General features: G+C 69.0%; 28 protein-coding genes and 1 tRNA gene. 13 read left to right on the forward strand and 16 right to left on the reverse strand.

What is annotated here, in order from left to right:
- The first annotated feature begins 23 nt into the window (after window positions 1–23).
- From mtgA to BM162_RS16580, 6 genes are all read left to right on the forward strand, one after another.
- Window positions 24–752: a monofunctional biosynthetic peptidoglycan transglycosylase gene (gene mtgA, locus BM162_RS16555; protein ID WP_439332840.1), complete on the forward strand. Its 729-nt coding sequence runs from the start codon at window positions 24–26 to the stop codon at window positions 750–752.
- Between the two features lie 55 nt (window positions 753–807).
- Window positions 808–1,473, forward strand: a complete 666-nt coding sequence (gene fzlA / locus BM162_RS16560) for an FtsZ-binding protein FzlA (RefSeq protein WP_093424421.1) — start codon at window positions 808–810, stop codon at window positions 1,471–1,473.
- 58 nt (window positions 1,474–1,531) lie between these two features.
- On the forward strand, window positions 1,532–2,581 hold the full coding sequence (gene queG / locus BM162_RS16565) for a tRNA epoxyqueuosine(34) reductase QueG (protein ID WP_093424423.1): 1,050 nt from the start codon (window positions 1,532–1,534) through the stop codon (window positions 2,579–2,581).
- The gene (locus BM162_RS16570; RefSeq protein WP_093424424.1) at window positions 2,578–3,603 is read left to right on the forward strand and encodes an App1 family protein phosphatidate phosphatase; all 1,026 of its coding nucleotides are present in this window, start codon (window positions 2,578–2,580) and stop codon (window positions 3,601–3,603) included. Before queG ends, BM162_RS16570 begins: the two co-directional genes overlap by 4 nt.
- Complete coding sequence (locus tag BM162_RS16575; RefSeq protein ID WP_093424426.1) at window positions 3,603–4,547, forward strand: DMT family transporter; 945 nt, start codon at window positions 3,603–3,605, stop codon at window positions 4,545–4,547. Before BM162_RS16570 ends, BM162_RS16575 begins: the two co-directional genes overlap by 1 nt.
- Window positions 4,548–4,623: 76 nt before the next feature.
- Entirely contained in the window at window positions 4,624–4,815 is a 192-nt protein-coding gene (locus tag BM162_RS16580) for a hypothetical protein (protein WP_093424427.1), read from the forward strand.
- A gap of 27 nt (window positions 4,816–4,842) precedes the next feature.
- On the opposite strand, the gene BM162_RS16585 is transcribed toward BM162_RS16580, so the two are convergent.
- Window positions 4,843–5,712 (reverse strand): branched-chain amino acid aminotransferase, encoded by an 870-nt coding sequence (locus BM162_RS16585; RefSeq protein ID WP_093424429.1) that lies wholly within the window; start codon window positions 5,710–5,712, stop codon window positions 4,843–4,845.
- Between the two features lie 174 nt (window positions 5,713–5,886).
- Between BM162_RS16585 and BM162_RS16590 the strand changes: the two genes are divergently transcribed.
- Window positions 5,887–6,399 (forward strand): MarR family winged helix-turn-helix transcriptional regulator, encoded by a 513-nt coding sequence (locus tag BM162_RS16590; RefSeq protein ID WP_093424431.1) that lies wholly within the window; start codon window positions 5,887–5,889, stop codon window positions 6,397–6,399.
- On the forward strand, window positions 6,396–7,103 hold the full coding sequence (locus tag BM162_RS16595; protein WP_093424432.1) for a response regulator: 708 nt from the start codon (window positions 6,396–6,398) through the stop codon (window positions 7,101–7,103). The genes BM162_RS16590 and BM162_RS16595 overlap by 4 nt, the downstream gene beginning before the upstream one ends.
- 3 nt (window positions 7,104–7,106) lie before the next feature.
- Here the strand turns inward: BM162_RS16595 and BM162_RS16600 are convergent, their stop codons facing one another.
- The 4 genes from BM162_RS16600 to BM162_RS16615 form a co-directional block, all read right to left on the reverse strand.
- A complete protein-coding gene (locus tag BM162_RS16600) occupies window positions 7,107–7,853 on the reverse strand; it encodes a M48 family metallopeptidase (RefSeq protein WP_177215208.1) in 747 nt (248 codons plus the stop codon).
- Window positions 7,854–7,910: 57 nt separating this feature from the next.
- Entirely contained in the window at window positions 7,911–8,948 is a 1,038-nt protein-coding gene (locus BM162_RS16605) for a succinylglutamate desuccinylase/aspartoacylase family protein (protein ID WP_093424435.1), read from the reverse strand.
- A 118-nt stretch (window positions 8,949–9,066) separates the two neighbouring features.
- The gene (locus BM162_RS16610; RefSeq protein WP_245759307.1) at window positions 9,067–10,968 is read right to left on the reverse strand and encodes a polysaccharide biosynthesis protein; all 1,902 of its coding nucleotides are present in this window, start codon (window positions 10,966–10,968) and stop codon (window positions 9,067–9,069) included.
- A gap of 177 nt (window positions 10,969–11,145) precedes the next feature.
- Window positions 11,146–11,222: transfer RNA gene (locus BM162_RS16615), tRNA-Arg, on the reverse strand.
- Window positions 11,223–11,359: 137 nt separating this feature from the next.
- Between BM162_RS16615 and BM162_RS16620 the strand changes: the two genes are divergently transcribed.
- Window positions 11,360–12,391, forward strand: coding sequence for a LacI family DNA-binding transcriptional regulator (locus tag BM162_RS16620; protein WP_093424488.1), 1,032 nt, complete (start codon window positions 11,360–11,362; stop codon window positions 12,389–12,391).
- Here BM162_RS16620 and BM162_RS16625 read toward each other — a convergent pair.
- The gene (locus BM162_RS16625) at window positions 12,388–12,696 is read right to left on the reverse strand and encodes an HNH endonuclease family protein (RefSeq protein WP_093424438.1); all 309 of its coding nucleotides are present in this window, start codon (window positions 12,694–12,696) and stop codon (window positions 12,388–12,390) included. The genes BM162_RS16620 and BM162_RS16625 overlap by 4 nt on opposite strands.
- A gap of 40 nt (window positions 12,697–12,736) precedes the next feature.
- Here BM162_RS16625 and BM162_RS16630 point away from each other — a divergent pair, with 40 nt between their 5' ends.
- Entirely contained in the window at window positions 12,737–13,948 is a 1,212-nt protein-coding gene (locus BM162_RS16630) for a TIGR03862 family flavoprotein (RefSeq protein ID WP_439332841.1), read from the forward strand.
- Between the two features lie 143 nt (window positions 13,949–14,091).
- Here BM162_RS16630 and BM162_RS16635 read toward each other — a convergent pair whose 3' ends face one another.
- Entirely contained in the window at window positions 14,092–15,339 is a 1,248-nt protein-coding gene (locus BM162_RS16635; protein ID WP_093424440.1) for an MFS transporter, read from the reverse strand.
- A gap of 119 nt (window positions 15,340–15,458) precedes the next feature.
- On the opposite strand from BM162_RS16635, the gene zapE reads away from it, so the two are divergent.
- Entirely contained in the window at window positions 15,459–16,523 is a 1,065-nt protein-coding gene (gene zapE / locus BM162_RS16640; RefSeq protein ID WP_093424441.1) for a cell division protein ZapE, read from the forward strand.
- A gap of 18 nt (window positions 16,524–16,541) precedes the next feature.
- Here the strand turns inward: zapE and BM162_RS16645 are convergent, their stop codons facing one another.
- From BM162_RS16645 to BM162_RS16680, 9 genes are read right to left on the reverse strand one after another with little or no spacing between them, the layout of a single operon-like run.
- Window positions 16,542–16,952 carry a CBS domain-containing protein gene (locus BM162_RS16645; RefSeq protein ID WP_093424443.1) on the reverse strand — a complete coding sequence of 137 codons (411 nt, stop codon included), beginning with the start codon at window positions 16,950–16,952 and terminating at the stop codon, window positions 16,542–16,544.
- The gene (locus tag BM162_RS22455; RefSeq protein ID WP_143096187.1) at window positions 16,949–17,119 is read right to left on the reverse strand and encodes a (Na+)-NQR maturation NqrM; all 171 of its coding nucleotides are present in this window, start codon (window positions 17,117–17,119) and stop codon (window positions 16,949–16,951) included. The genes BM162_RS16645 and BM162_RS22455 overlap by 4 nt, the downstream gene beginning before the upstream one ends.
- 4 nt (window positions 17,120–17,123) lie before the next feature.
- Window positions 17,124–18,074: an FAD:protein FMN transferase gene (locus BM162_RS16650; protein WP_177215209.1), complete on the reverse strand. Its 951-nt coding sequence runs from the start codon at window positions 18,072–18,074 to the stop codon at window positions 17,124–17,126.
- A gap of 4 nt (window positions 18,075–18,078) precedes the next feature.
- A complete protein-coding gene (gene nqrF, locus BM162_RS16655) occupies window positions 18,079–19,299 on the reverse strand; it encodes an NADH:ubiquinone reductase (Na(+)-transporting) subunit F (RefSeq protein WP_093424446.1) in 1,221 nt (406 codons plus the stop codon).
- The gene (gene nqrE / locus BM162_RS16660; RefSeq protein WP_093424447.1) at window positions 19,296–19,895 is read right to left on the reverse strand and encodes an NADH:ubiquinone reductase (Na(+)-transporting) subunit E; all 600 of its coding nucleotides are present in this window, start codon (window positions 19,893–19,895) and stop codon (window positions 19,296–19,298) included. Before nqrE ends, nqrF begins: the two co-directional genes overlap by 4 nt.
- Window positions 19,895–20,548 carry an NADH:ubiquinone reductase (Na(+)-transporting) subunit D gene (locus BM162_RS16665; RefSeq protein ID WP_093424449.1) on the reverse strand — a complete coding sequence of 218 codons (654 nt, stop codon included), beginning with the start codon at window positions 20,546–20,548 and terminating at the stop codon, window positions 19,895–19,897. Before BM162_RS16665 ends, nqrE begins: the two co-directional genes overlap by 1 nt.
- Window positions 20,548–21,345, reverse strand: coding sequence for an NADH:ubiquinone reductase (Na(+)-transporting) subunit C (gene nqrC / locus BM162_RS16670; protein WP_093424450.1), 798 nt, complete (start codon window positions 21,343–21,345; stop codon window positions 20,548–20,550). Before nqrC ends, BM162_RS16665 begins: the two co-directional genes overlap by 1 nt.
- A complete protein-coding gene (locus tag BM162_RS16675) occupies window positions 21,338–22,135 on the reverse strand; it encodes an RnfABCDGE type electron transport complex subunit D (protein WP_093424452.1) in 798 nt (265 codons plus the stop codon). The genes nqrC and BM162_RS16675 overlap by 8 nt, the downstream gene beginning before the upstream one ends.
- Complete coding sequence (locus BM162_RS16680) at window positions 22,132–23,325, reverse strand: hypothetical protein (protein ID WP_093424453.1); 1,194 nt, start codon at window positions 23,323–23,325, stop codon at window positions 22,132–22,134. Before BM162_RS16680 ends, BM162_RS16675 begins: the two co-directional genes overlap by 4 nt.
- Window positions 23,326–23,465: 140 nt before the next feature.
- On the opposite strand from BM162_RS16680, the gene BM162_RS16685 reads away from it, so the two are divergent.
- Together BM162_RS16685 and BM162_RS16690 are read left to right on the forward strand one after the other, a co-directional pair.
- Window positions 23,466–24,536, forward strand: a complete 1,071-nt coding sequence (locus BM162_RS16685) for a polyheme membrane-associated cytochrome C (RefSeq protein ID WP_093424455.1) — start codon at window positions 23,466–23,468, stop codon at window positions 24,534–24,536.
- Complete coding sequence (locus BM162_RS16690; RefSeq protein WP_245759308.1) at window positions 24,533–24,991, forward strand: c-type cytochrome; 459 nt, start codon at window positions 24,533–24,535, stop codon at window positions 24,989–24,991. The genes BM162_RS16685 and BM162_RS16690 overlap by 4 nt, the downstream gene beginning before the upstream one ends.
- Window positions 24,992–25,065 lie beyond the last annotated feature (74 nt).

Below are 25,065 nucleotides of genomic sequence, written 5' to 3' on the forward strand. Positions count from 1 at the left end.
CGAGCGGCGGAGATACGTTCGGCGTGGCGAAGAAGGCAGACAAAAAGAAGAAGCAGGCGAAGACGCCGAAGATGCGCTGGACCGTGCGTCTGCGGCGCTGGCTCGCGCGCGGGCTTGTGGGGGTCGTCGCGCTGGTCGTGCTGTGGGTTTTTCTCTATGCCGTCGTGAACCCGCCGACGACGCCGTACATGATCGCGGAGGCGCGCCGGCTGGATGGCGTGGATCGCGAGTGGGTGCCGATCAAAGATATCGCGCCCGAGATGCGGCGCGCCGCCGTGGCCGCCGAGGACGCGAATTTCTGCCTGCACTGGGGCTTCGACATGGGCGCGATCCGCGCGGCGCTGGACGACGGCGCCGTGCGGGGCGCCTCGACGATCAGCCAGCAGACAGTCAAGAACGTCTATCTCTGGCAGGGCCGCAGCTGGCCGCGCAAGGCGCTTGAGGCGCTGCTGACCCCGCTGGTCGAGGCCGCGTGGACCAAGGAGCGCATTCTCGAGGTCTACTTGAACGTCGCCGAGTTCGGAGAAGGCATATTCGGCGTCGACGCCGCCGCGCTGCATTACTTCGGCGAGACGGCGAGCGGGCTCTCGGCCGGGCAGGCGTCGCTGCTCGCCGCGATCCTGCCGGACCCCAAGGGCCGGTCGGCGGCACAGCCCTCGGACTTCGTGCAGCGCCGCGCGCGGGCGATCCGGGACGGGGCGGCGACGATCCGCGCCGACGGCCGCGCCGACTGCTTCGGCGCGGGGAGTTGAAATGCGGCCGCCCCTGCGGCATTGAGAGCGGGTTCCCACAAATGCCGGTGTTTCCATGAACCGCCTGTTTCACGTCCCCCTCTCCCCCTTCTGCCGCAAGGTGCGCCTTTGCCTGGCCGAGAAGAAGATCGAGGTGGAACTGGTCGAAGAGCGGTACTGGGAACGCGACCCCGACTTCCTGCGCCGCAACCCGGCCGGCAAGGTGCCGGTGCTGCGCATGAACGGCATGACCATGGCCGAGAGCATGGCGATCTGCGAGTACGTCGAGGAGAAGTATCCCGAGCCGCCGCTTTTCCCCGCCACGCCCGAGGGCCGGTACGAGACACGGCGGCTGGTGTCGTGGTTCGACGACAAGTTCCACAACGAGGTGACGTCGAAGCTGCTCTATGAGCGGGTGAACAAGAAGATCACGGGGCAGGGTTATCCGGAGTCGTCGAACGTCAAAGCCGGGGCGAAGGCGGTGAAGTTCCACCTCGACTACATGGCTTGGCTGCTGGACCAGCGCCGGTGGCTTGCGGGCGACCAGATGACCCTGGCAGATTTCGCGGCGGCCTCGCATCTGAGTGCCCTCGACTATATCTCGGACGTGGACTGGAACCGCAGCGAGACGGTCAAGGATTGGTACGCCAAGATAAAGTCCCGCCCCGCCTTCCGGTCGATCCTGGCCGACCAGGTGCCGGGCTTCCCGCAACCGGCGCACTACGCCGATCTGGATTTCTGACGGCGGGCCGCCGGGGGCTGTCTGCCCCCGGACCCCCGAGGATATTTATGGACCAGAGATGGAACGGGATCTGAAGGCCCGGCTGGGCGACTTCGCCATCGAGGCCGGGTTCGGGAAGATGCGCGTGACCACGCCCGACGCGATCCCCGAGGCGGCGGAGCGGCTGGAGGCGTTCGTCGGCGCGGGGCGGCACGGCCAGATGCGCTGGATGGAGGAGCGGCGCGGCTGGCGCGGCGATCCGGCGGCGCTGTGGCCCGACGCGAAGTCGGTGGTGATGCTGGCCGAAAGCTATGGCCCGGAGCACGATCCGCTGGAGGTGCTTGCGTATCCCGACCGGGCGGCGATCAGCGTCTATGCGCAGGGGCGCGATTACCACGACGTGGTGAAAAAGCGGCTGAAGCGCGTGGGCCGCTGGCTGCTCGAGCAGTGCCCTGACGAAGCGATCAAGGTCTTCGTCGACACCGCGCCGGTGATGGAGAAGCCCTTGGCGCAGGCGGCGGGGCTGGGCTGGCAGGGAAAGCACACCAACCTTCTGGCCCGCGACCTGGGAAACTGGGTTTTCCTGGGGGCGATCTTCACGACCGTGAAGCTGGAGCCGGACGCGCCCGAGCCCGAGCATTGCGGATCGTGCACCCGATGCCTCGACGTCTGCCCAACCGACGCCTTCCCGGCGCCCTTCCAGCTCGATGCCCGGCGCTGCATCTCATACCTGACGATCGAGCATGCCGGCCCGGTGGAGCCCGAACTGCGCGCGAAGCTGGGCAACCGGATCTACGGCTGCGACGACTGCCTCGCGGTCTGCCCGTGGAACAAGTTCGCGGTGACGGCCCGCGACCAACGGCTTTCGGCGCGCGCGGATTTGCTGGCGCCGCCCTTGGCAGAGCTTGCGGTTCTCGATGATGCGGCATTCCGGTCACGCTTTTCCGGTTCTCCGATCAAGCGGATCGGGCGCGGGCGCTTCGTGCGCAATGTATGCTATGCGATCGGCAACTCGGGCGATCCGTCGCTGTTGCCGGTCCTCGATCCTCTGACGCGGGACGACGATGCGACGGTCGCCGACGCGGCCCGTTGGGCCGCCATGCGACTGAAGGAGGATGACGGGGATTGACCGGCGCACTCGCCGTTCTGCATCGGCTGGCCGTGAGGGTCGAGCGGCTCGTGGACCGGCTGCGACCGCGGCGGCGCGACGGCGCGCCGGTCGCGCTCGACCCTTATCGTGGCTTCGCCACGCCTGACCGCCTGGTCCTGCGCGGGCGCGTCCTGACTTCTCTGCGCCGTACCGCGCCGTCTCCGGAGCAGAGCCGGTGGCAGAACCTGAGGCAGATGGCGAGCCTGTTCTTCACCGACGAGGTCGAGGGCGTGGAGGTCGAGATCCCGGACTACGGCGTGCGGGCGGTCAGTGACGAGGAAGGGTACATCTGGATCGAGGTGCCGCGCCGCGACAACGCCCCGATTGGCTGGTGTGACGTCGAAGTTGCGGTGGCGCAGGAGGGCGGGGCGCGCGAGGCCTTTCCGGTGCTCGTCCCGGGGCCGGACGCCCAGCTCGGCGTGATCTCGGACATCGACGACACGCTGATGGAGACGGGCGCGTATTCGCTGGCGCGGAACCTGTGGACGACCTTCACCGGCTCGACGCTGACGCGGAAAATCTTCCAGGACTCTGTGGTGCTGATCGACCACCTGTCGGGTCACGGGCGGAACCCGGTCTTCTATGTCTCGTCTTCGCCATGGAACCTGCACGCCTTCCTCTTGCGGGTGTTCCGCCGGGCGGGGCTGGTGGATGGGCCGATGTTCCTGCGCGACCTGGGCATCAGCGAAACCAAGTTCGTCACGGGCACCCATGGCGGCCACAAGGGTGACGCCATTGCGCGGGTGATGGGCGCCAATCCCGGCCTGCCGTTCGTGCTGATTGGAGACACCGGCCAGCATGACGCGCATGTCTACCTCGAGGCCTGCCGTCAGCAGGGCGGCCGCGTGACGGCGGTGATCCTGCGCGAGCCGGGGCCCGGCCCGGACGCCGAAAGCCGGCGGGCCATTGCGGCGATGCGGGCCATGGGCGTCACGGTTGTCACCGGCGCAACCTTCGCCGAGGTGCCCGCGGCGCTCGAGCGGGCGGGGCTGGTGGTCTGATGGAGCTGATCTCGGACCGGTCCCAGCCGCTCAAGGGCATCGCGATGAAGCTGTGCTCGGTCACGATCCTTGTCGTGATGTCGGCGCTGATCAAGGCGGCCGCGGACGAGGTGCCGCCGGGCGAGGCGGTCTTCTTCCGCTCGTTCTTCGCGATTCCGGTGATCCTGGCGTGGCTGGCGCTGCGCGGCGAACTCGGCGTGGGGCTGGCCACGGAAAGCCCGATGGCACACGTCTGGCGCGGGCTCGTCGGCACAAGCGCGATGGGCCTGATCTTCACCGGGCTCGGCCTGCTGCCGCTGTCGGAAGTGCAGGCAATCCAGTACGCCGCGCCGCTGCTGGTCGTGATCTTCGCCGCGATGTTCCTGGGCGAGCAGGTGCGCGCGTTCCGCCTTTCGGCGGTGGCGCTGGGGCTGGCGGGCGTGTTGATCGTCCTGTCACCGCGGCTCACGGCCCTGTCGGGTGGTGAGGTCGGCGCGCGCGAGGCGATGGGCGCGGTTGCCGTGTTGGCGGCGGCGATCTGCGCCGCGCTGGCGCAGGTCTTCGTGCGCAAGATGGTGGCCACCGAAAGCACCAGCGCCATTGTCTTCTGGTTTTCGGTGACGGCGACCAGCCTGTCGCTGCTGACCCTGCCCTTCGGCTGGACGGTGCCCAGCCCCGGCGTGGCCGCCACGCTGGTGGCTGCGGGGCTGCTGGGCGGAGTGGGGCAGATCCTTCTGACGTCGTGTTACCGCTATGCCGACGCGTCGGTGGTGGCACCGTTCGATTACGCCTCGATCCTCTTCGCCATCGGCATCGGCTATGCCTGGTTTGACGAGGTGCCGACGCTGACGGTGCTGGCCGGGGCGGCGCTGGTGATCTTGGCTGGCGTTCTGATCATCTGGCGGGAACGGCAGTTGGGCCTGAAGCGCGGTAAGGCGCGGCAGGGCGTCACGCCTCAGGGCTGAAAGCCGCCGGTCCGGGCTGGGCCGCGCAACGAATCGTGCTAGCGTGCGTTGTCATCGAAAGAGGAGGTACGTTCGCATGACGCGCCATATCTTCGACCATCCGAAAACCCGAATCGCCAATGCCCGGATGCGCCGGGCGCTCAAGAAGCCTGGGTCGACCGGCTATCCGCATCCCGCGACGCTGCTGCTTCAGCGCCGCGGCCAACGGTTCCGCAGCGCCAGCCAGCTGCGGGAGTTCCTGCGCATCGAGCGCGGTCGGGAGGCGTGAGGCCTCCTGCTGGGGCCCGGGCGGGCCTCAGCTTCTGACCAGCTTCTCGTAGCTGTCCGAGATGTCACGGGTCAGCGCCCCCACCTCGAAATTGTAGTCGCCGATCTGGCCGACCGGCGTGACCTCGGCGGCGGTGCCGGTCAGCCAGCACTGCTCGAAGCTTTCCAGTTCCTCGGGCATGATGTGGCGCTCGTGCACCTTCACCTGGCGCTCGCCCAACATTCGCAGCACGGTCTGGCGGGTCAGGCCGTTGAGGAAGCAGTCGGGCGTGGGCGTGTGCACCTCACCGTCCTTGACGAAGAACATGTTGGCGCCCGTCGCCTCGGCCACGTAGCCGCGGTAGTCGAACATCAGCGCGTCGCCGCAGCCCTTAGCCTCGGCCGCGTGCTTGGACATCGTGCAGATCATGTAGAGCCCGGCGGCCTTGGCCTGGCTCGGTGCGGTCTCGGGCGAGGGGCGCTTCCACTTTGCGATGTCGAGCTTGGCGCCGCGCGTCTTGGCGTCGCCATAGTAGCTGCCCCATTCCCAAGCGGCGATGGCCAGCCGGACCGGGTTGCGCGCCGAGGCGACGCCCATGTCTGGGCCCGCCCCGCGCCAGGCGACGGCGCGCACGTAGGCGTCGGTCAGGCCGTTCGCCTTCAGGACCTCCTGCTTCGCCGCCTCGATCTGGTCGACGCTCCACGGGATCTCGAAGTCGATCAGGTTGGCCGAGGTGTGCAGCCGTTCCGAATGCTCGCGGCTGAGGAAAATCTTGCCGCCATAGGCGCGCTCGCCCTCGAACACGGATGAGGCGTAGTGCAGCGCGTGGGTGAGGATGTGGACGTTCGCATCACGCCACGGCACCAGCGTGCCGTCCATCCAGATCATGCCGTCGCGGTCGTCGTATGCACCTGCCATGTCTCTCTCTCCGGGCCGTCGCCCCGTCGGGCGGATTTTCATAAGTTGCGAAATTTACGTCCGATGTGGGCATAAAGTTGCTTAATTTCCGTTCTGCGCTAACAGTTGAGTCTTGGAATGTCAACAACGCTGACTTACCCTGTGGCCATAAAACAGGCAGGGCGAGGATCGGCGATGGCGGAAGGAAGCGGACCGGGTGCGGCGGGCGGCGAGGCCTTGCTGTTTCTGACCGACGAGCAGCTGCGCAAGGGCATCGAGGCGATGTTCTTCGCCTACCGCGGTTTCACGGCGGACCCCGACCGTATTCTGGCCGAGCATGGTTATGGCCGGGCGCATCATCGCGCGATCCACTTCATCAACCGCACGCCGGGGACGACCGTAAACAACCTGCTGGCGATCCTTGGCGTCACCAAGCAGTCGTTGAACCGCGTCCTGCGCACGCTGGTCGAGGACGGGCTGGTGGAAAGCCGGGTGGGCAAGCGCGACAAACGCGAGCGGCACCTGTTTCTGACCGAGCGCGGGCAGGAGCTGGAGCAGGCGCTGTCGGATGCCCAGCGGGCGCGGATGCGCGCGGCCTATCGCGCGGCGGGGCCGGAGGCGGTGGCGGGCTTTCGCAAGGTGCTCGAGGCGATGATGGAGCCGGAGCTGCGCCGCCACTACGTCCGCGATGCCGAGAGCGTGGGATGAGCGAAGGCGACGCGCATCTCCTGATCGTCGACGATGACGAGCGGATCCGCACGCTGCTTCAGCGCTTCCTGCGGCGCAACGGCTTCTGGGTCTCGGCCGCCCGCGATGCGGAACACGCGCGGCGGCTGCTCGGGGGGCTGGACTTCGACCTGATCGTGCTCGACGTGATGATGCCGGGCGAGGACGGGGTGAGTTTCACCCGCGCATTGCGCGGCGCGCTCGACGTTCCCATCCTTCTGCTGACCGCGCGGGGCGAGACGGAAAGCCGGATCGCCGGGCTCGAGGCCGGAGCCGACGATTACCTTCCCAAGCCGTTCGAACCGAAAGAGCTGCTGCTGCGCATCAACGCGATCCTGCGCCGGGTGCCGTCGCTTGGGCCGGACGGAGGGCTGCCGAAGGTGCTGCACCTTGGGCCCGTGCGCTACGACGTCGACAGGGGCGAGATGTGGCAGGGCGAGGCTCTGGTGCGGCTGACGGCGACCGAGGCACAGCTGATGAAGATTTTCGCTGCCTCGCCCGGAGAAGTCGTAAGTCGCGCAAAACTGGTCGAGGATCTGGGCCGCGGGGGCCCGGACGGCGGTGCGCAAGAGCGGGCGGTCGATGTCCAGATCACCCGGCTCAGGCGCAAGATCGAAAGCGACCCGAAGCAGCCGCGCTACCTGCAGACCGTACGGGGCGCGGGCTATATGCTGGTCGCCGACTGAGGCTCAGATCTCGACCAGCAGCTCCTCGATCTCCTCGATGCGCGAGGCCGGGGCGGGATGCGTTGCCAGGAACTCGGGCAACCGCCGTCCCGTTGCCGCGTCCATGTTGCGCCAGAGTTCGACCGCCTGCCGTGGGTCGTAGCCGGCCTGCTGCATGGCAAGGATGCCGTACCGGTCCGCCTCGAGCTCGTGCCGGCGCGAGTAGGGCAGGACCAGCCCGAACTCCACGCCCAGCCCCAGCGCCGCGGCGATCTCGGCGGCATACTCGACACCGCCCCATTGCAGCAGCCGGTAAAGGATCGACAGGCCGCGATCCTTGGCCACGGCGGCGTTCATCCGTTCCTGGCCGTGGTCCTCGGCCAGGTGCCCTATTTCGTGCCCAACGACGGCGGCAAGCTGGTCTTGCGTGCGCGTGACCTTCAGCATGCCCTCGAACACGCCGATCTTGTTGCCGGGCAAGGCGAAGGCGTTGATGTCGGGCCGGGCGAATAGCACGACCTCCCACGCCTCGGGTGCCTCACCTGCCGCGGCCAGAAGCCGGTTCGCCACGTCCTCCAGCGCCCGTGCGGCCTCGCGGTTTCCGGAGGGCGGGGCATCTGCGCGCAGCTCCTGCCACGCCTGAAGGCCCATCGCCACGACCTCTTCGTCCGAGACGAGGTTCACCCTGTCGCAGCCCGACACGATCGGCACCGCGCCCGCCGCCGAAAGCGTCAGGAATTTCCGCCGCGACAGCCCGCATCCTCCGCACATGATGTCTCTCCCCATTCTCCAGGGATCAAGCCGGCGACGGGGCGGCGGTTCCTGCGATCAAAGGATCTCGTCCTCGTCGTACATCGTCTCGGCCTCGAGCTGCGTCGTCAGCGTCTCGACCGCCGCAGCCGGGTCGCGGTGGGGTGTCCGGGCGATGTGGAACAGTGCCTCTCCCTCGTTGACGACGGGCATGTTGCTGCGCCCGATGATCAGGCCGGCGAAGGGGGCCAGAAGCTGCTCGTCCCGCTCGCCGAACGGATCCGAGATCGCGCCCAGCACGTCGTTTTCTTCCACCGTGTCGCCCGCCGCCTTGTACGCCCGCAGGAGTCCCCCCGCCGGCGCGCGCACCCAGGCCGAGCTGCTGGCGATCACCGGCCCCGTTCGCGCGCGCGAGACACCGCGCGACCCGATCATGCCCATCCGGTGCATCACGCGCAGGATCCCGGTCGTACCCACGCGACTGGACAGTTCGTCGAATCGCAGCGCCTCGCCCGCCTCGAACAGCAGCATGTCGACGCCGATGCGTTGCGCTTCCTGGCGCAGCGACCCTTCCCGCAGGTTCGCACGTATCACGACGGGCGCGCCGAAAAGCTGCGCGAATTCCTCGGTCTCGGGCTTGGTCGGAGAAATCCGCACCTGCGGCAGGTTCGTGCGGTGTATGGCGGCCGAGTGAAGGTCGATGCCGAAGTCGGACCGCTCGACCACTTCCCGCATGAAGAGATGGGCGAGCCGGCTGGCCATCGACCCGCCCTCGGAGCCGGGAAAGCTGCGGTTCAGGTCGCGGCGGTCCGGCAGGTAGCGCGAGTGATTCAGGAACCCGAACGTGTTCACGATCGGCACGACCAGGAGGGTGCCGCGCAGCGCGCTGAGCTGCGGCGCGCGCAGCAGGCGCCGCGCGATCTCGACCCCGATCACCTCGTCCCCGTGGATCGCGGCAGACACGAACAGCACCGGCCCGGGCCGCCGCCCGTTCACCACATGCACCGACATCGTGACCGGCGTGTGGTCCGACATGACGCTGACGGGCAGGTCGACCGTGCGCCGGGACCCCGGCGCGACCGTCTGCCCGCCGATAGGGAATGCGTCGTGCTTCATGGGGCCGGCCGGCGTTCGGCGGCTGTTGGGGTGGTAGGGCGGGTCATCGGCATCCACAGATTGCGCAGTCGGACCCACCATAGGAGGTGACGATCGTCAGGGACAGGGCCCGGGGCGTTCAGCGCGCGACCGGCCCTCCGGCAGCTTCGCCAAGCCGCTGCTCGACCTCAACAAAGCCCTCCACCCAACGTGAGGCAATCGCGCGGATCTCGTCTTCGTCCCAGTCCTCGGCCGCGTCCTGGAGCATCCGCATCGCCTGCGCGACCTCGTGCTCGGACAGGCCGGCTTCCTGCGCCCGAAAGATCTTTTCGTGCGCGGTGACGGTTTGGCCCTCGCCGATCAGCAGCTCTTCGTGCAGCTTCTCGCCGGGGCGCAGGCCGACGATCTCGATCTCGATGTCGCCATCCGGGTCGTCCTTGTCCCGGACCGAGTATCCCGAGCTCTGGATGATCTGACGCAGCAGGTCCGCGACCTTGCGCGGCTGCCCCATGTCCAGAACGAAAACCTCGCCACCCTTCGCGAAGGACCCGGCCCGAAGCACCAGGTTCGCCGCTTCCTCGATCGTCATGAAATACCGCGTTGCGCGCGGGTCGGTCAGCGTGACGGGGCCGCCACGCGCGATCTGCTCCTGCACCAGCGGCACCACCGACCCGGACGATCCGAGGACGTTGCCGAAGCGGACCATGGCGAAGACCGTTCCGGGCGAGCGCTGCGCCAGGTCCTGCACGATCAGTTCGGCGAACCGCTTCGAGGCGCCCATGATCCCGCGGGGCCGCACGGCCTTGTCCGACGAGACGAGGATAAAGCGCGCGCATCCGGCCTCGCGCGCCGCGCGGGCCAGCACCCAGGTGCCCAGCACGTTGTTGACGAAGCCCGAGACGGCATTCGTCTCGACCAGTGGGACATGCTTGTAGGCGGCAGCATGCAGGATGACGTCAACGTGGTGCCTGTGCAGGACCTGCTGGACCAGTCGTTCCTCGGCAACCGAACCAAGAACCGGAACGATCTCGATGTCGGCCTCGGCCGCCAGCGGCGCAAGCGACTTCTCGACGTCGTAGAGCGCGGCCTCAGAGATGTCGAAGATCAACAGCTTTCGCGGCTTGCAGCCCAGGATCTGGCGGCACAGCTCTGATCCGATGGTGCCGCCGCCGCCGCTGACCAGCACGGTCCGGTCGCTGAACGAGGACATGCCCTGCGGCGTCGCCCGCATCCGAGCCTCACGCCCAAGAAGCTCGTTCGTCGGGATCGGCGCCATCTTCTCGAGCAGCGGCTCCTCTCCGACAAGTTGGGCGAAGGATGGCAGCGACTGCACTTCGACCCCGTGCTTGCGCAGGCGTCTGGCGATCTGAATCTGCTTGGGCTTCGACAAGGACGGCATCGCGAGCAGGATGCGGTCGATCTGCATCTCTTCCACGACCCGGGGCAGGTCCACCGGGCGATGGACCGGAAGCCGCGCCACCCGCAGCCCCTGCAGCGTCGGGTTGTCGTCCACGAAGGCTGCGGCCTCGATCTTGTCGTGCGTCGACAGCGCGATGGCCAGTTGCGTTCCCGTCTTGCCCGCACCATAGATCAGAACCCTGCGGCGGTGCCCGTGGCGGCGATACACCGCCAACAGAACCTCGAGCATCACGATGCGGCTGAGGGCGGTGAACAGCAGATAGACCACGCCGAACACCACGTGCGTGCCGAGTGGCAGGTCCGCACGTGCGAAGCCGTGCAGCAATGCGGAGCAGAGCGCGACGAACCCGGCGAGCACCGCCAGCCGTCCCATGCCCGACACGTCGTACGCCTTCAGCCGGATGTTCGGGATGCCGAGAAGCGAGGAGATCGCCGTCGTGAACAGCAGCACGAGAGGCAGGCCCAGCCACCAATCGCGGCTGGCGAAAAAGGCCCCGGCGTCGGTCTGAACGGCGAGCGTGAAGAGATATGCGGCAACGACCAGTACCAGATCGACTGCGAGCATGACGCTGCGCTTCTGCTGCTGCGTAAGGTGCACGACGATGTCGTGAACCCGCTTCACAAATCGCGCTTCGCGCATGAGGACAGAACCACCCCAAAAGAAACCTGAAAAAGCGGCCATAACACGGCTGAAACAACTAATGCTGAAGGCGTTCCACACATCTGTTTGCACAACAAGAATTTTTTCCGCATCCGGCGGATTTGCGCGCATCGCGATCAGGTGAATGAAGAGCTTAGCTGGCGACCCCGGCAGGATTCGAACCTGCAACCTGCCCCTTAGGAGGGGGCTGCTCTATCCAGTTGAGCCACGGGGCCGCGCGGCGACTGTCTAGCTTGTCCGCCCGCTCGTGTCACCGCCGATCTTGCCGCTATTCGCTTGGAGCCGCCCTGTCTTTGCGCTTTATAGGGGGCAAAGAAGGTCCAGGAGCAGACCGGACGTGAGCGACGACCAGATCACGCGGCCGCCGCGCCGCCCCCTTACACTGCGCGATGTCTCAGAGGAGTCGGGCGTCAGCGAAATGACCGTCAGCCGCGTGCTGCGAAACCGCGGCGACGTCAGCCAGGCGACCCGGGACAAGGTGCTCGAGGCGGCCAAGCGCATCGGCTACGTGCCCAACAAGATTGCCGGCGCTCTGGCCTCGTCGCGGGTCAATCTAGTGGCGGTCATCATCCCGAGCCTGTCGAACATGGTCTTTCCCGAGGTGATGACCGGGATCTCCGAGGTGCTGGACCAGACCGACCTGCAACCGGTCGTGGGCGTGACGAACTATCGCCCGGAGAAGGAAGAGGACGTCCTGTACGAGATGCTGTCGTGGCGGCCGTCGGGGGTGATCCTCGCGGGGCTGGAGCATTCCGACGCCTCCCGCGCCATGCTGAAGGCCAGCGGCATCCCTGTCGTCGAAATCATGGACACCGACGGCGAACCGGTCGACGCCGTGGTCGGCATCTCGCACCGTCGCGCGGGGCGCGAAATGGCGCGCGCGATCATAAAGCAGGGGTACGAGAATATCGGCTTCCTGGGCACCAAGATGCCGCTCGATCACCGTGCGCGGAAGCGCTTCGAAGGCTTCACCGAGGCGCTCGCGAAGCACCGGATCGAGATCATGGACCGCGAGTTCTACGAAGGCGGCTCGGCACTCAAGAAGGGGCGCGAGATGACCGAGACGATCTTGGAGCGGTCGCCGGATCTGGATTTCCTTTACTACTCGAACGACATGATCGGCGCGGGCGGTCTGCTCTATTGCCTCGAGAAGGGTATCGAGGTGCCGCAGCAGCTGGGTCTCGCCGGGTTCAACGGCGTGGAACTGCTTGACGGCCTGCCGTGCCGGCTGGCCACCATGGATGCCGAGCGGCGCGAGATCGGGCGCGCCGCCGCCCGCATCGTGGCCGAGCGGGCGAGCGGCGAGGTAAGCGAGACCGGCCAGCGCATCGAGCTGACGCCGCGGCTCCAGGCGGGCGACACGCTCAGGCGGTACCGCTCCTAGCGGCGGCGGGGGCCGCGACGCGCGCCCGGCGTCTTCGAGTGGAAGGTCGGCGGGCGCTTCGACACCCAGCGGATGAAGGTCTCGAGCCGGGGATGGGCGCGCAGTGCCTCGACGGTCGCGTAATCGCGCGCGAGTTCGGCTTCGCTCAGCGTCGCGTGGATCTCGTTGTGGCAGATCTGGTGCAGAAGGACGGTCGGCCCGCCCTTGCCTCCGCGTAGCTTCGGCACGAGGTGGTGCAGGCTCTGCCTGGCTTCCGGCGGGATCGGGCGGCGGCAGAGGGGGCATACGGGGTCGTCGTCGGTCACGCGGTTTCCATTCCGGCTCCACTGCGCCAGATAGCATGGCGTGCACGAGGACGATGACAAGGGAGCGGCCGTGACGCAGGCGCTGGTGATCGGAGCGGGCCCGGCCGGATTAATGGCCGCCGAGGAAATGGCCCGCGCCGGGCTGCGGGTCCTTGTGGCCGAGGCGAAGCCGTCGGTGGCGCGCAAATTCCTGATGGCGGGCAAGTCGGGGCTGAACCTGACCAAGGACGAGCCCGCCGATGACTTCCTGTCCGCCTACGGCCCCGACGCCGGGCCGCTCGCCCCGATGCTGGCCGAATTCGGCCCGGCGGAGGTGCAGGACTGGGCCCGGGTCTTGGGGCAGAAGGTCTTCACCGGCTCGTCGTGCCGCGTCTTTCCGGTGTCCATGAAGGGCTCGCCGCTCCTGCGGGCTTGGCTCGACCGGCTCGACAATCTGGGGGTGGAGCGCCGCGTGCGCTGGCGCTGGACCGGATGGGAGGGCGACGCGTTCGCCTTCGACACGCCGGAGGAACACACGGTGCTGCGCCCGGCCGTCTGCGTGCTGGCGCTGGGCGGGGCAAGCTGGCGGCGGCTCGGCTCGGACGGGGCCTGGGCGGCGTGGTTGGCGGAGCGGGGCGTGCCGCTGGCGCGGTTCGCGCCGGCGAATGCCGGTCTGGCGGTGGATTGGTCGCCGGTGATGGCGAAGGTGTTCGGGCAGCCGGTGAAGGGCGCCGCGCTGCATGCGGGCGGGCAGGTCGAACGGGGCGAGTTCGTCATCGCGGCGCGCGGGCTGGAAGGCGGCGGCATCTACGCGATCTCCCGCACCGTGCGCGAAGGGGCCGCGCTGCGGATCGACCTTCTGCCGGATTGGCCGGCTGCGAAGGTCGCGGCGCGGCTGGAGAGGCCCCGCGGCAAGCTTTCAGTCGGCAACTGGCTGCGCAAGGCGCTGGGTCTCGACCCGGCGCGGCTAGCGCTGCTCATGGAGTTCGCGCGGCCCCTGCCGGACGGCGCGCACCTCGCCGATGTGGTCAAGGCGCTCCCGGTCCGGCACGCCGGGCTGCGACCGATAGACGAGGCGATCTCGACCGCGGGCGGTGTCCGCTTCGACGGGCTCGACACGGGCCTCATGCTTCGCGCCGTACCGGGCGTCTTCGCGGCGGGAGAAATGCTGGATTGGGAAGCGCCGACCGGAGGCTACCTTCTGACCGCCTGCCTCGCCACCGGCCGCTGGGCCGGGCGCGCCGCAGCGAACCACGCGCTGAAGGCCGGCTGACCTGGCGGAGGCGCGCGATGCGCGCCGCGCCTTGCCCTCCCCAAACCGGCCTCGCGGCCGGCACGGGGCCCGCCGCGCCGGGCTCAGGCCGTCAGTAGGAGCGGCTGACCGAGGATGAGTATTTGCCGCAAGAGGAAGCGCAGTCAGGCGGCCACGGCGGGCGGTGCCGTGGCGGGGCGCTCGCGGATCGGCAGGTGGACCACCGCCGACAGCGCCCCAACGCCGACGCCCACCCACCAGACCAGCGTGTAGTCGCCGTAGACGTCGTAGAGGCGACCGCCCAGCCAGACCCCGAGGAAGCTGCCGAGCTGGTGCGAGAAGAACACCAGTCCGTAAAGCGTGCCCATGTAGCGTAGCCCCCAGATATGCGCGACCAGACCGCTGGTCAGCGGTACCGTCGCCAGCCACAGCGCGCCCATGGTGACCGAGAACAGAAGCACCGTGGCGGGCGTGATCGGCGTCAGGATGAACGCCGTGGCGATCAGCGTGCGCAGGGCGTAGATCGAGGCCAGCAGGTACTTCTTCGAGAAGCGCCGTCCCAGCCACCCGGCGCCCAGGGTGCCAAGGATGTTGAACACGCCGATCAGTGAGATCGATACCGCGCCGAGGGCCGAGGTGGAGGTCACGCCGATGCCGGCGAGCGTGCCGGTCGGGTCGATCGCGCCGCACATCTCGGTCACCAGCGCCGGGAAATGGGCGGTGACGAAGGCAAGCTGGTAGCCGCACGAAAAGAAGCCGATGAAGAGCAGCGCGAAGGACGGATCGCGCACGGCGCGGCCGACGATGGTGGCCATGCCCTCCTCGGGCCCGGCGGGGGCGGCGGGAGCGGGCGCCCGCATCATCGGCAGCGCGAGGAGCGCAAGGAGGATCAGGCCGGCGAAGACGAGGAAGACCGATTGCCAAGGCATGACGGACAACATCCCCTCGGCCAGCGGCGGGCCGACCACCTGCCCGGCAGAGCCGGCGGCGGTGGCGACGGCCAGCGCCATGGGGCGGTGTTCGTCGCTTGCCGCGCGTCCGACGACGGCAAGAATAACGCCGAAGCCGGTGCCGGCGATGCCGAAGCCCACAAGGATCTCGAGCAGCTGGTGCTGTTCGGGCGTGATCGCGAAGGCTGACAGCAGAAGGCCGGCCGCGTAGACCAGCACGCCCGCGACGATGGCCTTGCGATCCGTGAACCGCTCGGCCAGCGCACCGAAGATCGGCTGCCCGATGCCCCAGGCAAGGTTCTGGATCGCGATGGCGAGCGAGAACTCCGCGCGCAGCCAGCCGAATTCCTCGGCAATGGGGATCTGGAAGACCCCGAACGAAGCCCGGATGGCAAAGCTGACCGTCATGATCAGGCACCCGGCCACCAGGACCGGCGTGACGAGAGAGGCGCGGTGTTCCATCTGCGCAGTTTCTTGTCGGCGGTGTGGCTGCTGTCAAAGCGGTTTTCGTGGAGCACGCCATCAGCAGGCGTGATGACCCGGCTTCCCTTGACCCGGCGGGCGGGCTAGGACAGGCGGCGATGACGCGCATGTCCGAGATATACGCTCAGCACGCGGCGCAGGGCGGGATCGAGCCCGACCCGGCGCAGGAGGCTGTACTGCCCGAGTTCGAGCGCATCCGCGCCGCGCTGGAAAAGCCGGTGAAACGCGGGTTCTTCCGCCGCGCACCCGAGCCGCCGAAGGGCCTGTACCTTTGGGGCGGCGTGGGGCGCGGCAAGTCGATGCTGATGGACCTGTTCTTCGGCGCGGTGGCCGAGCCCAGGAAGCGCCGGGTGCACTTCCACGCCTTCATGCAGGAGGTGCACGACGGCATGAACGCCGCCCGCAAGCGCGGCGTCGACGACGCCATTGCGCCCGTGGCCGAGCAGGTCGCGCGCGAGGTGCGGCTTCTGTGCTTCGACGAGATGCAGATCAGCGACATCACCGACGCGATGATCGTGGGGCGGCTGTTCGAGAAGCTGTTCGACGCCGGCGTCGTGGTGGTGACGACGTCGAACCGGCCGCCCGACGACCTTTACAAGGACGGGCTGAACCGCCAGCTCTTCCTGCCGTTCATCGACCTGCTGAAACAGCGGATGGAAGTGTGGGAGCTCGACGCGCACCGAGATTACCGGCAGGACAGACTGTCGGGCGGGCAGGTGTATTTCTCGCCCCCCGACGCCGAGGCGCGTGCCGCCATCGATACCCTGTGGAACGAGTTGGCCGAGGGGCCGGGCGAGCCGCTGGTGCTGCGCGTGAAGGGGCGTGACGTGGAGCTTCCCCGCGTCTCGGACAGCGTTGCGCGGGTGTCGTTCTGGGACCTGTGCGGGCGGCCCCTGGGTGCGGCGGATTACCTGGCGGTGGCGCAGGCCGTGGACACGCTGATCCTCGAGGACGTGCCGCGGCTGTCGAGCGAGAATTACAACGAGGCGCGCCGCTTCGTCACGCTGATCGACGCGCTCTACGAGGGAAAGGTGCGTCTGATCATGTCCGCGGCGGCCGAACCGGAGTCGCTCTATACCGAGGGCGAGGGACTGTTCGAGTTCGAGCGCACTGCCTCCCGCCTGCGGGAGATGCAGTCGGAGAGCTGGGGCGCCGGGCGCTGAGCGCCCGACCAAGATCCTTCAGCGGCGCGTTCCGCTCCATTGCTCGGCAAGCGCGCGCAGGACGTCGGCGCGGCTGATCTGCCCGACGAGGCGGCCGTCCGAGACGACCGGGAAGCGGCGGAAGGCGCTGTCGACGAAGCGCTGCGCGGCGGTGACGATATCGGTGCGGGCCTCCATCGTCTCGACCTCGCGGGTCATGTAATGCGCGACTGCGCCGCCCCAATCGCGGTGATAGCTGGCGTGGAGTGCCGCGCGCAGGCAGTCCTTCTTCGACAGCACGCCGACCAGTTCTCCCGCCGCGTCCAGCACCGGCGCGCCTGAAATGCGGGCGGACAGCAGGGTGTGCATGGCCTGCGTGATCTCGTCGTCGGGCGACAGGGTCACGAGGTCGCGGGTCATGTAGTCGGCGATGCGGGGGCGGTCGGTCATGGCGCCCTCCGGGCGTCGCAGGCGTCGCAGGCGTCGCAGGCGATGCGCTTGTCGCAGGCTGCGCCGCCGCACGAGCCCTTGATCGGGGCGCGGCCGAAGATCACGCCCACGGCGAGCCCGGCGATGGCAAGAAGGAGAAGGACGAGCGTCAGCACGAAGGTGGCCATGTCGTTACCCCGTCACGTGGGCGGCGAAGTCGCCGGTCATGGTTTCGACGATTTCTCCGGAGGCGCGGCGGAGGAACAGGGCGGAGAGGCCCAGGTCCCGGGCCATCACGGGCCCTGCGACCGGCCCCGCCGCCGCAAGCGCGGTGGCCAGCGCATCAGCCCGCATCGCGGTGGGGGCGAGGACGGACACCGACAGCAGTGCCTGGTCGGCCGGGTGCGCGCTGCGCGGGTCGATGATGTGGGTCAGCGGCGCGCGCCCTGCGTGGCCCTGCGCGACATGGCCCGAAGTCGCCAGCGCCAGCCTGCCCGGCGCGACGATGCGCTGGGCGGAAACCGATGCTCCTGGCCGCTCGACGGCGATTTGCCACGGCCGTCCCTCCGGGTGGCTACCAAGGGCGTGCACCTCTCCGCCCAGTTCGACCAAGGCGGTGTCGAGGCCCGCGTCCGCCAACGCTCTCACGATCCGGTCGAGCGCGTGGCCCTTCGCGATGCCGCAGAGGTCGAGCGTCAGCGCGGTCGCCGTCTTGCGCAACTCGCCCTCGCGGACGACCGCGTCACCGGCAGGCACGCCGTCGCGGATCGGGCCGAAGCCGTAGCGGGCGACAAGCGGGCCGACGCGCGCGTCGAACGCGCCCGAGGTGAGCGCGCGCAGCCGCTCGGCCTCGTCCACCACGGCGCAGAGGTTGGCGCTGGCGGGGCTCCAGTCCAGGCTGGCGGAGCGGTTGAAGCGCGATACCTCGCTGTCGGCGCGCCAGGGCGACATGGCCGCGTCGGTCTCGGCCACGATGTGCGCGACCAGCGCCGCCGCCGCCTGTGCGTCGGCATCGGCGGGCAGGACCGCGCGCCAGGTGCTTGCGAAGGCCCGGCCGCCGAGAATACGCGTGGCGCTGGCCCAGCCCGGCGTCGCAATCAGCGCCGCCGCGCCAATGAGGAGGGTGCGCCGTGTCAGTTGCATCGTGTCACACTCCGAAGTCGTCGTTGAAGATGCGGTCCCGCTCGACGCCCGCATCCTCGAGCATGGCGAGCACCGCCTGGATCATCAGCGGCGGCCCGCACAGGTAATACTCGCACTCCTCGGGGGCGGGGTGCTCTTTCAGATGCTTTTCCCAGGCGACGGCGTGTACGAACCCCGTCTCGCCCTGCCAGTCGTCGCCGGGCGCGGGGGCGGACAACACGACCGTCCAGTCGAAGTTCGGGTGCTTCTCGGCCAGCGCGTCGAACTCGTCGGCATAGAACAGCTCGGCCCGGCTGCGCGCGCCGTACCAGAAGGTCATCTTCCGATCGCTGCCGACACGCTGAAGCTGCTCGTGGATCATTGCCCGCAGCGGCGCCATGCCGACGCCGCCGCCGATGAACACCATCTCGCGGTCGGTGTCCTGCACGCGCACGCTGCCGAAGGGGCCGGAGGTTTCGACCTGGTCGCCCTGCTTCAGCGAAAAAAGCCACGACGACACCACGCCCGGCGGCGCGCCCGCCACGTCCGGCGAGGGCAGGGCCAGACGGATGTTCAAAACGATGCGCCCGGCCTCGATGTCCTCGGGCCGGTCCGAGATCGAGTAGGCGCGGGTCACGGGTTCGTCCGTGGCGACGTGCAGAGGGCGCAGGTGCCCCCAGGCATCGGCATAGCGGTCAGGCACGTCGAGCGAGGAAAAGGACAGGGCGAAGGGCCGGGCCGTCAGCTGCACGAAGGATCCTGCCACGATGTCAGGGCGGCGGTCTCGCGGCATCTGCAACACGATCTCGCGGATCAGGGGCGTCAGGAAGCGGGTGGTGGCGACGGTGCACATGAAGGTCTCGGCACCCAGCAGCCCCTCGGGCACCTCGACCTTCATGTCGTTGCGGATGATAACCTGGCAGGCCAGGTGCATCCCCTCGCGCAGGTCGGCCTTGGACAGGCGGGCGAGCTCGGTCGGCTGCGCGTCCATGCCGCCCTCGACGACCCGAACGCGGCACAGCCCGCAGGTTCCCGCCCCGGCGCAGGCCGAGGGGACCAGAACGTCGTTTTCGTGCAGCGCGGCAAGCAGCTTTTCGTTCGTGTGCACGTCGAACGCGGTGTCGTCGTTCACGGTCAGCTTCGCCGGCTTCATCGGCGTCAGGACCGAGCGCGCGGCAAGTACCGCCAACGTCAGGAGGATCAGAAGCGCAGTCAGCAGCAGGGTGCCTAGGACGATCTCGCTCATGGCAGCGTCGCTCCTCCGAAGGCCGAGAAGGCCAGCGACATCAGGCCCGTGACGATAAAGGCGCTGCCCAGGCCCTGAAGCCCGTCGGGGATGTCGGAATAGCGCAGGCGCTCGCGGATCGCGGCGAAGGCGACGACCGCCAGCGCCCAGCCGATGCCCGAGCCGACGCCCCACAGCACCGACTCTCCGAAGTCGTAGCGCCGTTCGACCATGAACAGGCTGCCGCCGAGAATGGCGCAGTTCACCGTGATCAGCGGCAGGAAGATGCCGAGCGCGCGGTAGAGCGCGGGCACGAAGCGATCGAGCGTCATCTCGAGGATCTGCACGATCGCGGCGATCACGCCGATGAAGGCGATGATGCGCAGGAAGGTCAGGTCCACCTCCGGCAGTCCCGCCCAGGCCCACGCGCCCTCGATCAGCAGTCCGTTGAAGATCGCGGCGTTCACGGGGACGGTCACAGCCTGCACGACGATGACCGACAGGCCTAGCCCCACGGCGGTGTCGAAGCGGCGCGACACGGCCAGGAAGGTGCAGATCCCCAGGAAGAAGGACAGCGCCAGGTTATCGGCGAAGATGGCGGCCAGCAGGATGTCCATCAGGACCGCTCCTCGCTCACCCGGCCGATGCGGTGCTCGGGCGCCTCGATCTGGGTCGTCCAGCGGGTGCGGATCGCCCAGATCAGCAGGCCGATGATGAAGAACGCCGACGGCGCAAGCTGCATCAGGCCCAGGGGCTGGAACCAGCCGCCGTCGGCCTGCGTGACGACGACGGCGTAACCGAACAGCGTGCCCGCGCCGAAAAACTCGCGGATCGTCCCCACAATCAGCAGGATCAGCGAATAGCCCAGCCCATTGCCCAGGGCGTCGAACGCGGCGGGCAGCGGCGGGTTGCGCACGGCGAAGGCCTCGGCCCGGCCCAGCACGATGCAGTTGGTCACGATCAGCCCGACGAAGATCGACAGCCGCTGGCTGATCGAGAAGGCATAGGCCTGCAGGAATTCGTCGATGACAATGACCAGAGACGAGATGATGGTGATCTGCACGATCAGCCGGATCGACGACGGGATGTGCCGCCGGATCGCGCTGATAATCGTGGCCGACAGCGTCAGCACCACCGTCAGCGCCGCGCACATGGTCGCGGCGGTGGTCAGCGACGTGGTGACGGCGAGTGCCGAGCAGATGCCGAGAATCTGCAGCGTGATGGGGTTCTCGCGGATCAGCGGCGCGGTGAGGTGGCGAAGCGCGGACATCACAGGCCCTCCTCTTCCAGCCGGTCGAGGAATGGGCCATAGCCCCATTCGCCCATCCAGAAGCGCATCATGTTGTGGATCGCGTTGCTCGTCCGGGTCGCGCCCGAGATGGCGTCCACCTCGTGCGGGCCGCTGGCCTGTCCGCGGACGACCGAGAAGACGATCTCGCCCGCGTCGTTGGTGACCTCCTTGCCCGGCCACTGCGCCTGCCACGCCGGATCCTCGATCCGCGCGCCCAGACCCGGCGTCTCGCCCTGCTCGGTGATCGACAGTGCCGCAACGGTGTTCAGGTCGGGCTCGAGCGCCAGCATCGCGCGGATGGTCGAGGCATAGCCGGACACCGCCATAGGCAGGACGATCAGCATTAGTTCGCCCTCCCGTTCCAGCAGGTGGACCGGCGCGAGCACGGGCCGGTTGCCCAGCCCCGCAATGTCGGCCTCGGGCGGCAGCGGCGTGCTGGCCTCGGGCTCGGTGAAGGCGGCGGCGAAATCGTAGCCCGTCGGATCCGCATCCGACCAATCCCCGGCGTCCAGGTCCACCAGCCGCGTCTCGAGCGCGGTGACTCCTGTCTCCTCCATCAACGCCCGCAGGCCCGGCAGCGCGTCGAGCATCGCATCCATCCGCGCCGCTTGCTCGGCCGCGATGTTGGCATCCTGCAACGGCTTCAGCGCAATCGACGTGGTCGAGACGACCAGAGCCGATATGAACGCTGTGAGGAAGGCGATGCCCAGCGTCTTGGTGCGGTCGTCGTTCGGGCGGGCCAGGAAGCGGCCCCAAGCGGTGCGCGGCTCAGACACGGCGGCGCCTCCGGCCCACTTCCACGGCGATCACGATCTGGTCGATCAGCGGCGCGAAGGTGTTGGCCAGCAACGTCGCCAGCACCACGGCGATCGGCGCTGTTTCGCCGTCAAAGCCGCCGAACAGCGCGACGAGGAACCCCGCCAGCAGGCCGTAAAGCCAGCGCCCCGGGTTCGTGGCCGACGCCCCCACCGGATCGGCCAGCAGGAACACCGCGCCGAAGGTCAGCGGCACGAAGACGCCGGGCGGCAGCACGCCGGTCGTCAGCAGGGCGGTGACGGCGAAGCCCGCGGCGGCGGCAGAGAGCACGCGCCATGACACCAGCCCCGCGACCAGCAGCAGCGCGGCCCCAGGAAGGCTCGCCACCGCCACCCATGCGCCCGGATCGGCGAGTTGCACGTGCGGAAACGAGAAGCCGAGGAAGGCGAGGCAGGCGGCGGGCGTGCTGACGAAGCCGAAGCCCCGGCCGCCGAACACCAGCTCCGCCAGCACCACGCCCAGCGAGACGGCCAGCCCCAGTTCCCACGCCGCCACGTTCAGCGGCGTCAGTACCGCCACGACCAGTGCCGTCACCGCCCCGTGTGCCGAAGGCGGGCGGTGGCGCAGCGTCGCGAAGATCTGCTCCCACGCCAAGGCGGTGACGAGCGCCGTCAATAGCGTGACGGCGGCCGGCCCGCCGCCCTGCGCCAGTGCCACGGCGGCGGGCGGCGTGGCGGCGATCAGCCACAGCGACGAAGGATGCGTGTGCGCGGGCCAGCCGACCGCGCGGAAGCGGGACAGGCGGCTCATCGCGCCTCCTCCAACTCGTCCAGCACCCGGCGCAGGAGCGGGCGGTAATCGGCGCCGCTGGTGCAAAGCGGCGACAGCAGCGCGACGTCGTCTTCCAGCAGGTCGAGGCAACCCAGCCGCTCGGCCGTTTCGGCGTCGCCCACGGCGAGCGCGCGCATCAGCGGCGCGGCGTAGATGCCGCGCGGCAGGGCGTGGTCCAACCGGTCGGAGGGGATGATCGGGCGCGGCCCCGTCTCGGCCCGCAGCCCCAGCCACGTGCGGTGGGCGGGGCGGCGGCGCGGCGGCGTCGCGTCAAGCGTGACGATCCGGTGATCCCGGCCCAGCCAGGCCGCCTGCCGCCCCGCCGAGGGCGTGCCCGAGAACAGCCGTAGCCCGCGCACGCCAAGGGTGACCTCGCCCGCCGACAGGTCGCGCAGGTCGGCGCCCGCCACGGTCTGGATCGCGCGGGGCCGGCGCGCCAATGGGCCTGTCAGCATTACCGTGCGCGTGGCGTCGAAGCGGCCCGTCTCCATCAGCGCGCCGACGGACATCACGTCCTGGTACCCGACGGTCCAGACGGTGCCGGTATCGGCGACCGAGCGGCAGCGGTGCACGTGCGCCGCCGCCGTCCGCTCGGCGGGCCGGCGGCCGGAGTCGCTGACGCGCACCCGGTCCGAGACGGGGGCGAGGTTCGCCCCGGGATGCTGGCAGACCCAGACGGGCCCCTCGGTCAGCCGCGTCAGGTGCTTCAGTCCGCGCGCGAAGGTGTCGCCGGCCTGCGTGATGACGGCGGCGGGATCGGGGGCGGCCGGGTCGGGCTCGCAGGCGATAACGAAAATCGCGTCGGGAACGGCGTCCGGGTCGGGGATGCGGCCGAAGGGGCGCGTGCGGAACGCGGGCCAGAGCCCGCGGGCCAGCAGCGCCGCGCGCACGTCCTCGGGGCGCTTGGTCACCGCATCGTCCCTCTCCTCCCGCGCAATGACCAGCGATCCCAGCGTACGGCGCGGGCCGTACTCCACCCGGGCCACGGTGCCTGCCATCGGCGCGGCGAAGGCGATCTCGGGCCGGGCGCGGTCCACGAACACCGTCTCGCCCCGCGCCACGCGCTGGCCTTGCTCGACGGCGAAGCGGGGGCGCACGCCGGGGCAGTCCGCGCCGGTCAGCGCAACGCGCTCGGGCATTCTGGTTTCGTGAGCGGCCTCGGCCGTCATGCGATTCCCCCTCAAGGACCGTCGGGACCCCGCCTCTTCCTCGCAGGTTGCGCGGGCGGTGCCTTGATGCAGGTCAATGTTTCCCCGGCGTCCCACTGTCACCGTGCGCGCGACGGGGACAGCCAGACAGGGAGACGCCAGTGACCCGCCTTTACCTTCCCGCGGTCTTCGCCATCGTGGCGGCCGCGCCCGCCGCCGCGCAGGACGCGCCGACACCCGAGCAGATCATGGAGGCCTGGCTGAACTCGCCGCACGCCGACGGCTCGGCCGAAGCCTTCAGCCACTGGGACGAGGAGGGAGAGATCCCCGGCGACTGCGCCGTGTGCCACTCCACTCCCGGCTTCCTGTCCTACATCGAGGGTGACCGCAGCACGTCGGCCATGATCGACCACCCGGTCGAGATCGGCACCACCGTCCAGTGCGATGTCTGCCATGCGCCCGGTGTGAACGGCCTCGAGGTCGCGGTCTTTCCGTCGGGTGAAACGGCGGGGTTCGGAGGCTCAACCGTCTGCGCCGTCTGCCACCAGGGCCGCGCCTGGGGCGGCGACGTGGACGCGGCGGTGGCCGGTCTCGACGAGGATGCGGTGTCGCCGGATCTCAGCTTCGTGAACATCCACTACTCCGCCGCCGCCTCGACCCTCATGGGCTCGGCCGTCGCCGCCGGCTACGAGTACGAGGGCCGCGACTATGCCGGCCCGTTCGCCCACGTGGAGCCGCTGAACACCTGCGCCGAGTGCCATTCGCCGCACGAAACGACCGTGGCGCTCGACACCTGCACGACCTGCCATCAGGGGATCGAGGACTTCCGCGACATCCGCGCGACGCAGGTCGACGTGGATGGCGACGGCGACGTGAGCGAAGGCATCGGCCACGTGATTGCCGACCTCCACGACCGGCTGGCCGCGGCGATCCGCACCTACGCGGCCGAGGTTTCGGACGCACCGGTGGTCTATGCCGAGGCGAGCTATCCCTACTTCTTCGCCGATACGAACGCCGACGGTGCGGCGGACGCGGACGAGGCGGCGTTCCCCAACCGCTACCAAAGCTGGACGCCGCGGCTGTTGAAGGCGGCCTACAACTACCAGTATGTCGCCAAGGACGGCGGTGCATTCGCCCACAACCCTCATTACGCGTTGCAGCTCATGATCGACAGCATCGAGAACCTGGCCGAGCAGGCCGACATCGACACGACCGGGCTTGCCCGGCCATGATCCCGACCGGTTCCACGCGGCCTGCGGCGGGGGCGCGCCTCCCGGTCCTGCGGAATGCGACGCTGGCCGGCGCGGCGGCGCTGCTTGCCGCCTGCCAGCCGCCGCAACCGGAAGAGCAGGTGCCGTCGGGCCAGGCGCTCTACTTCACCTACTGCGCCGATTGTCACGGCCCGGCGGGCGAGGGCGACGGCCCGCTCGCGGACGATCTGGCTCGGCGGCCTGCCGACCTTACCGCGCTGGGCGCGTCGGACCCGTTCCCGCTGGCCCACGTAATGGGCTATGTCCACGGCTATTACCGCGCGGGCGAGCCGGGTCAGGTCATGCCCACATTCGGCGAGGCGCTGGAGGGGCCGACGGTGCTTTACGATCTGGGCGACGGGATCCCGACGCCCACGCCGCTTCCGCTGATCGAACTGGCCGAGTACGTGGCCGGCCTGGCGCCAGAGGCCGAGTGAGCTCGGCACGTCCGTGCGCTGCGGGGGCGCACCCTTCCTGCCTGCGGGCTAATCGGTTGCATATGCAACTTTCT

The organism is Tranquillimonas alkanivorans (genome assembly GCF_900115595.1).
Taxonomy (GTDB): Bacteria; Pseudomonadota; Alphaproteobacteria; order Rhodobacterales; family Rhodobacteraceae; genus Tranquillimonas; species Tranquillimonas alkanivorans.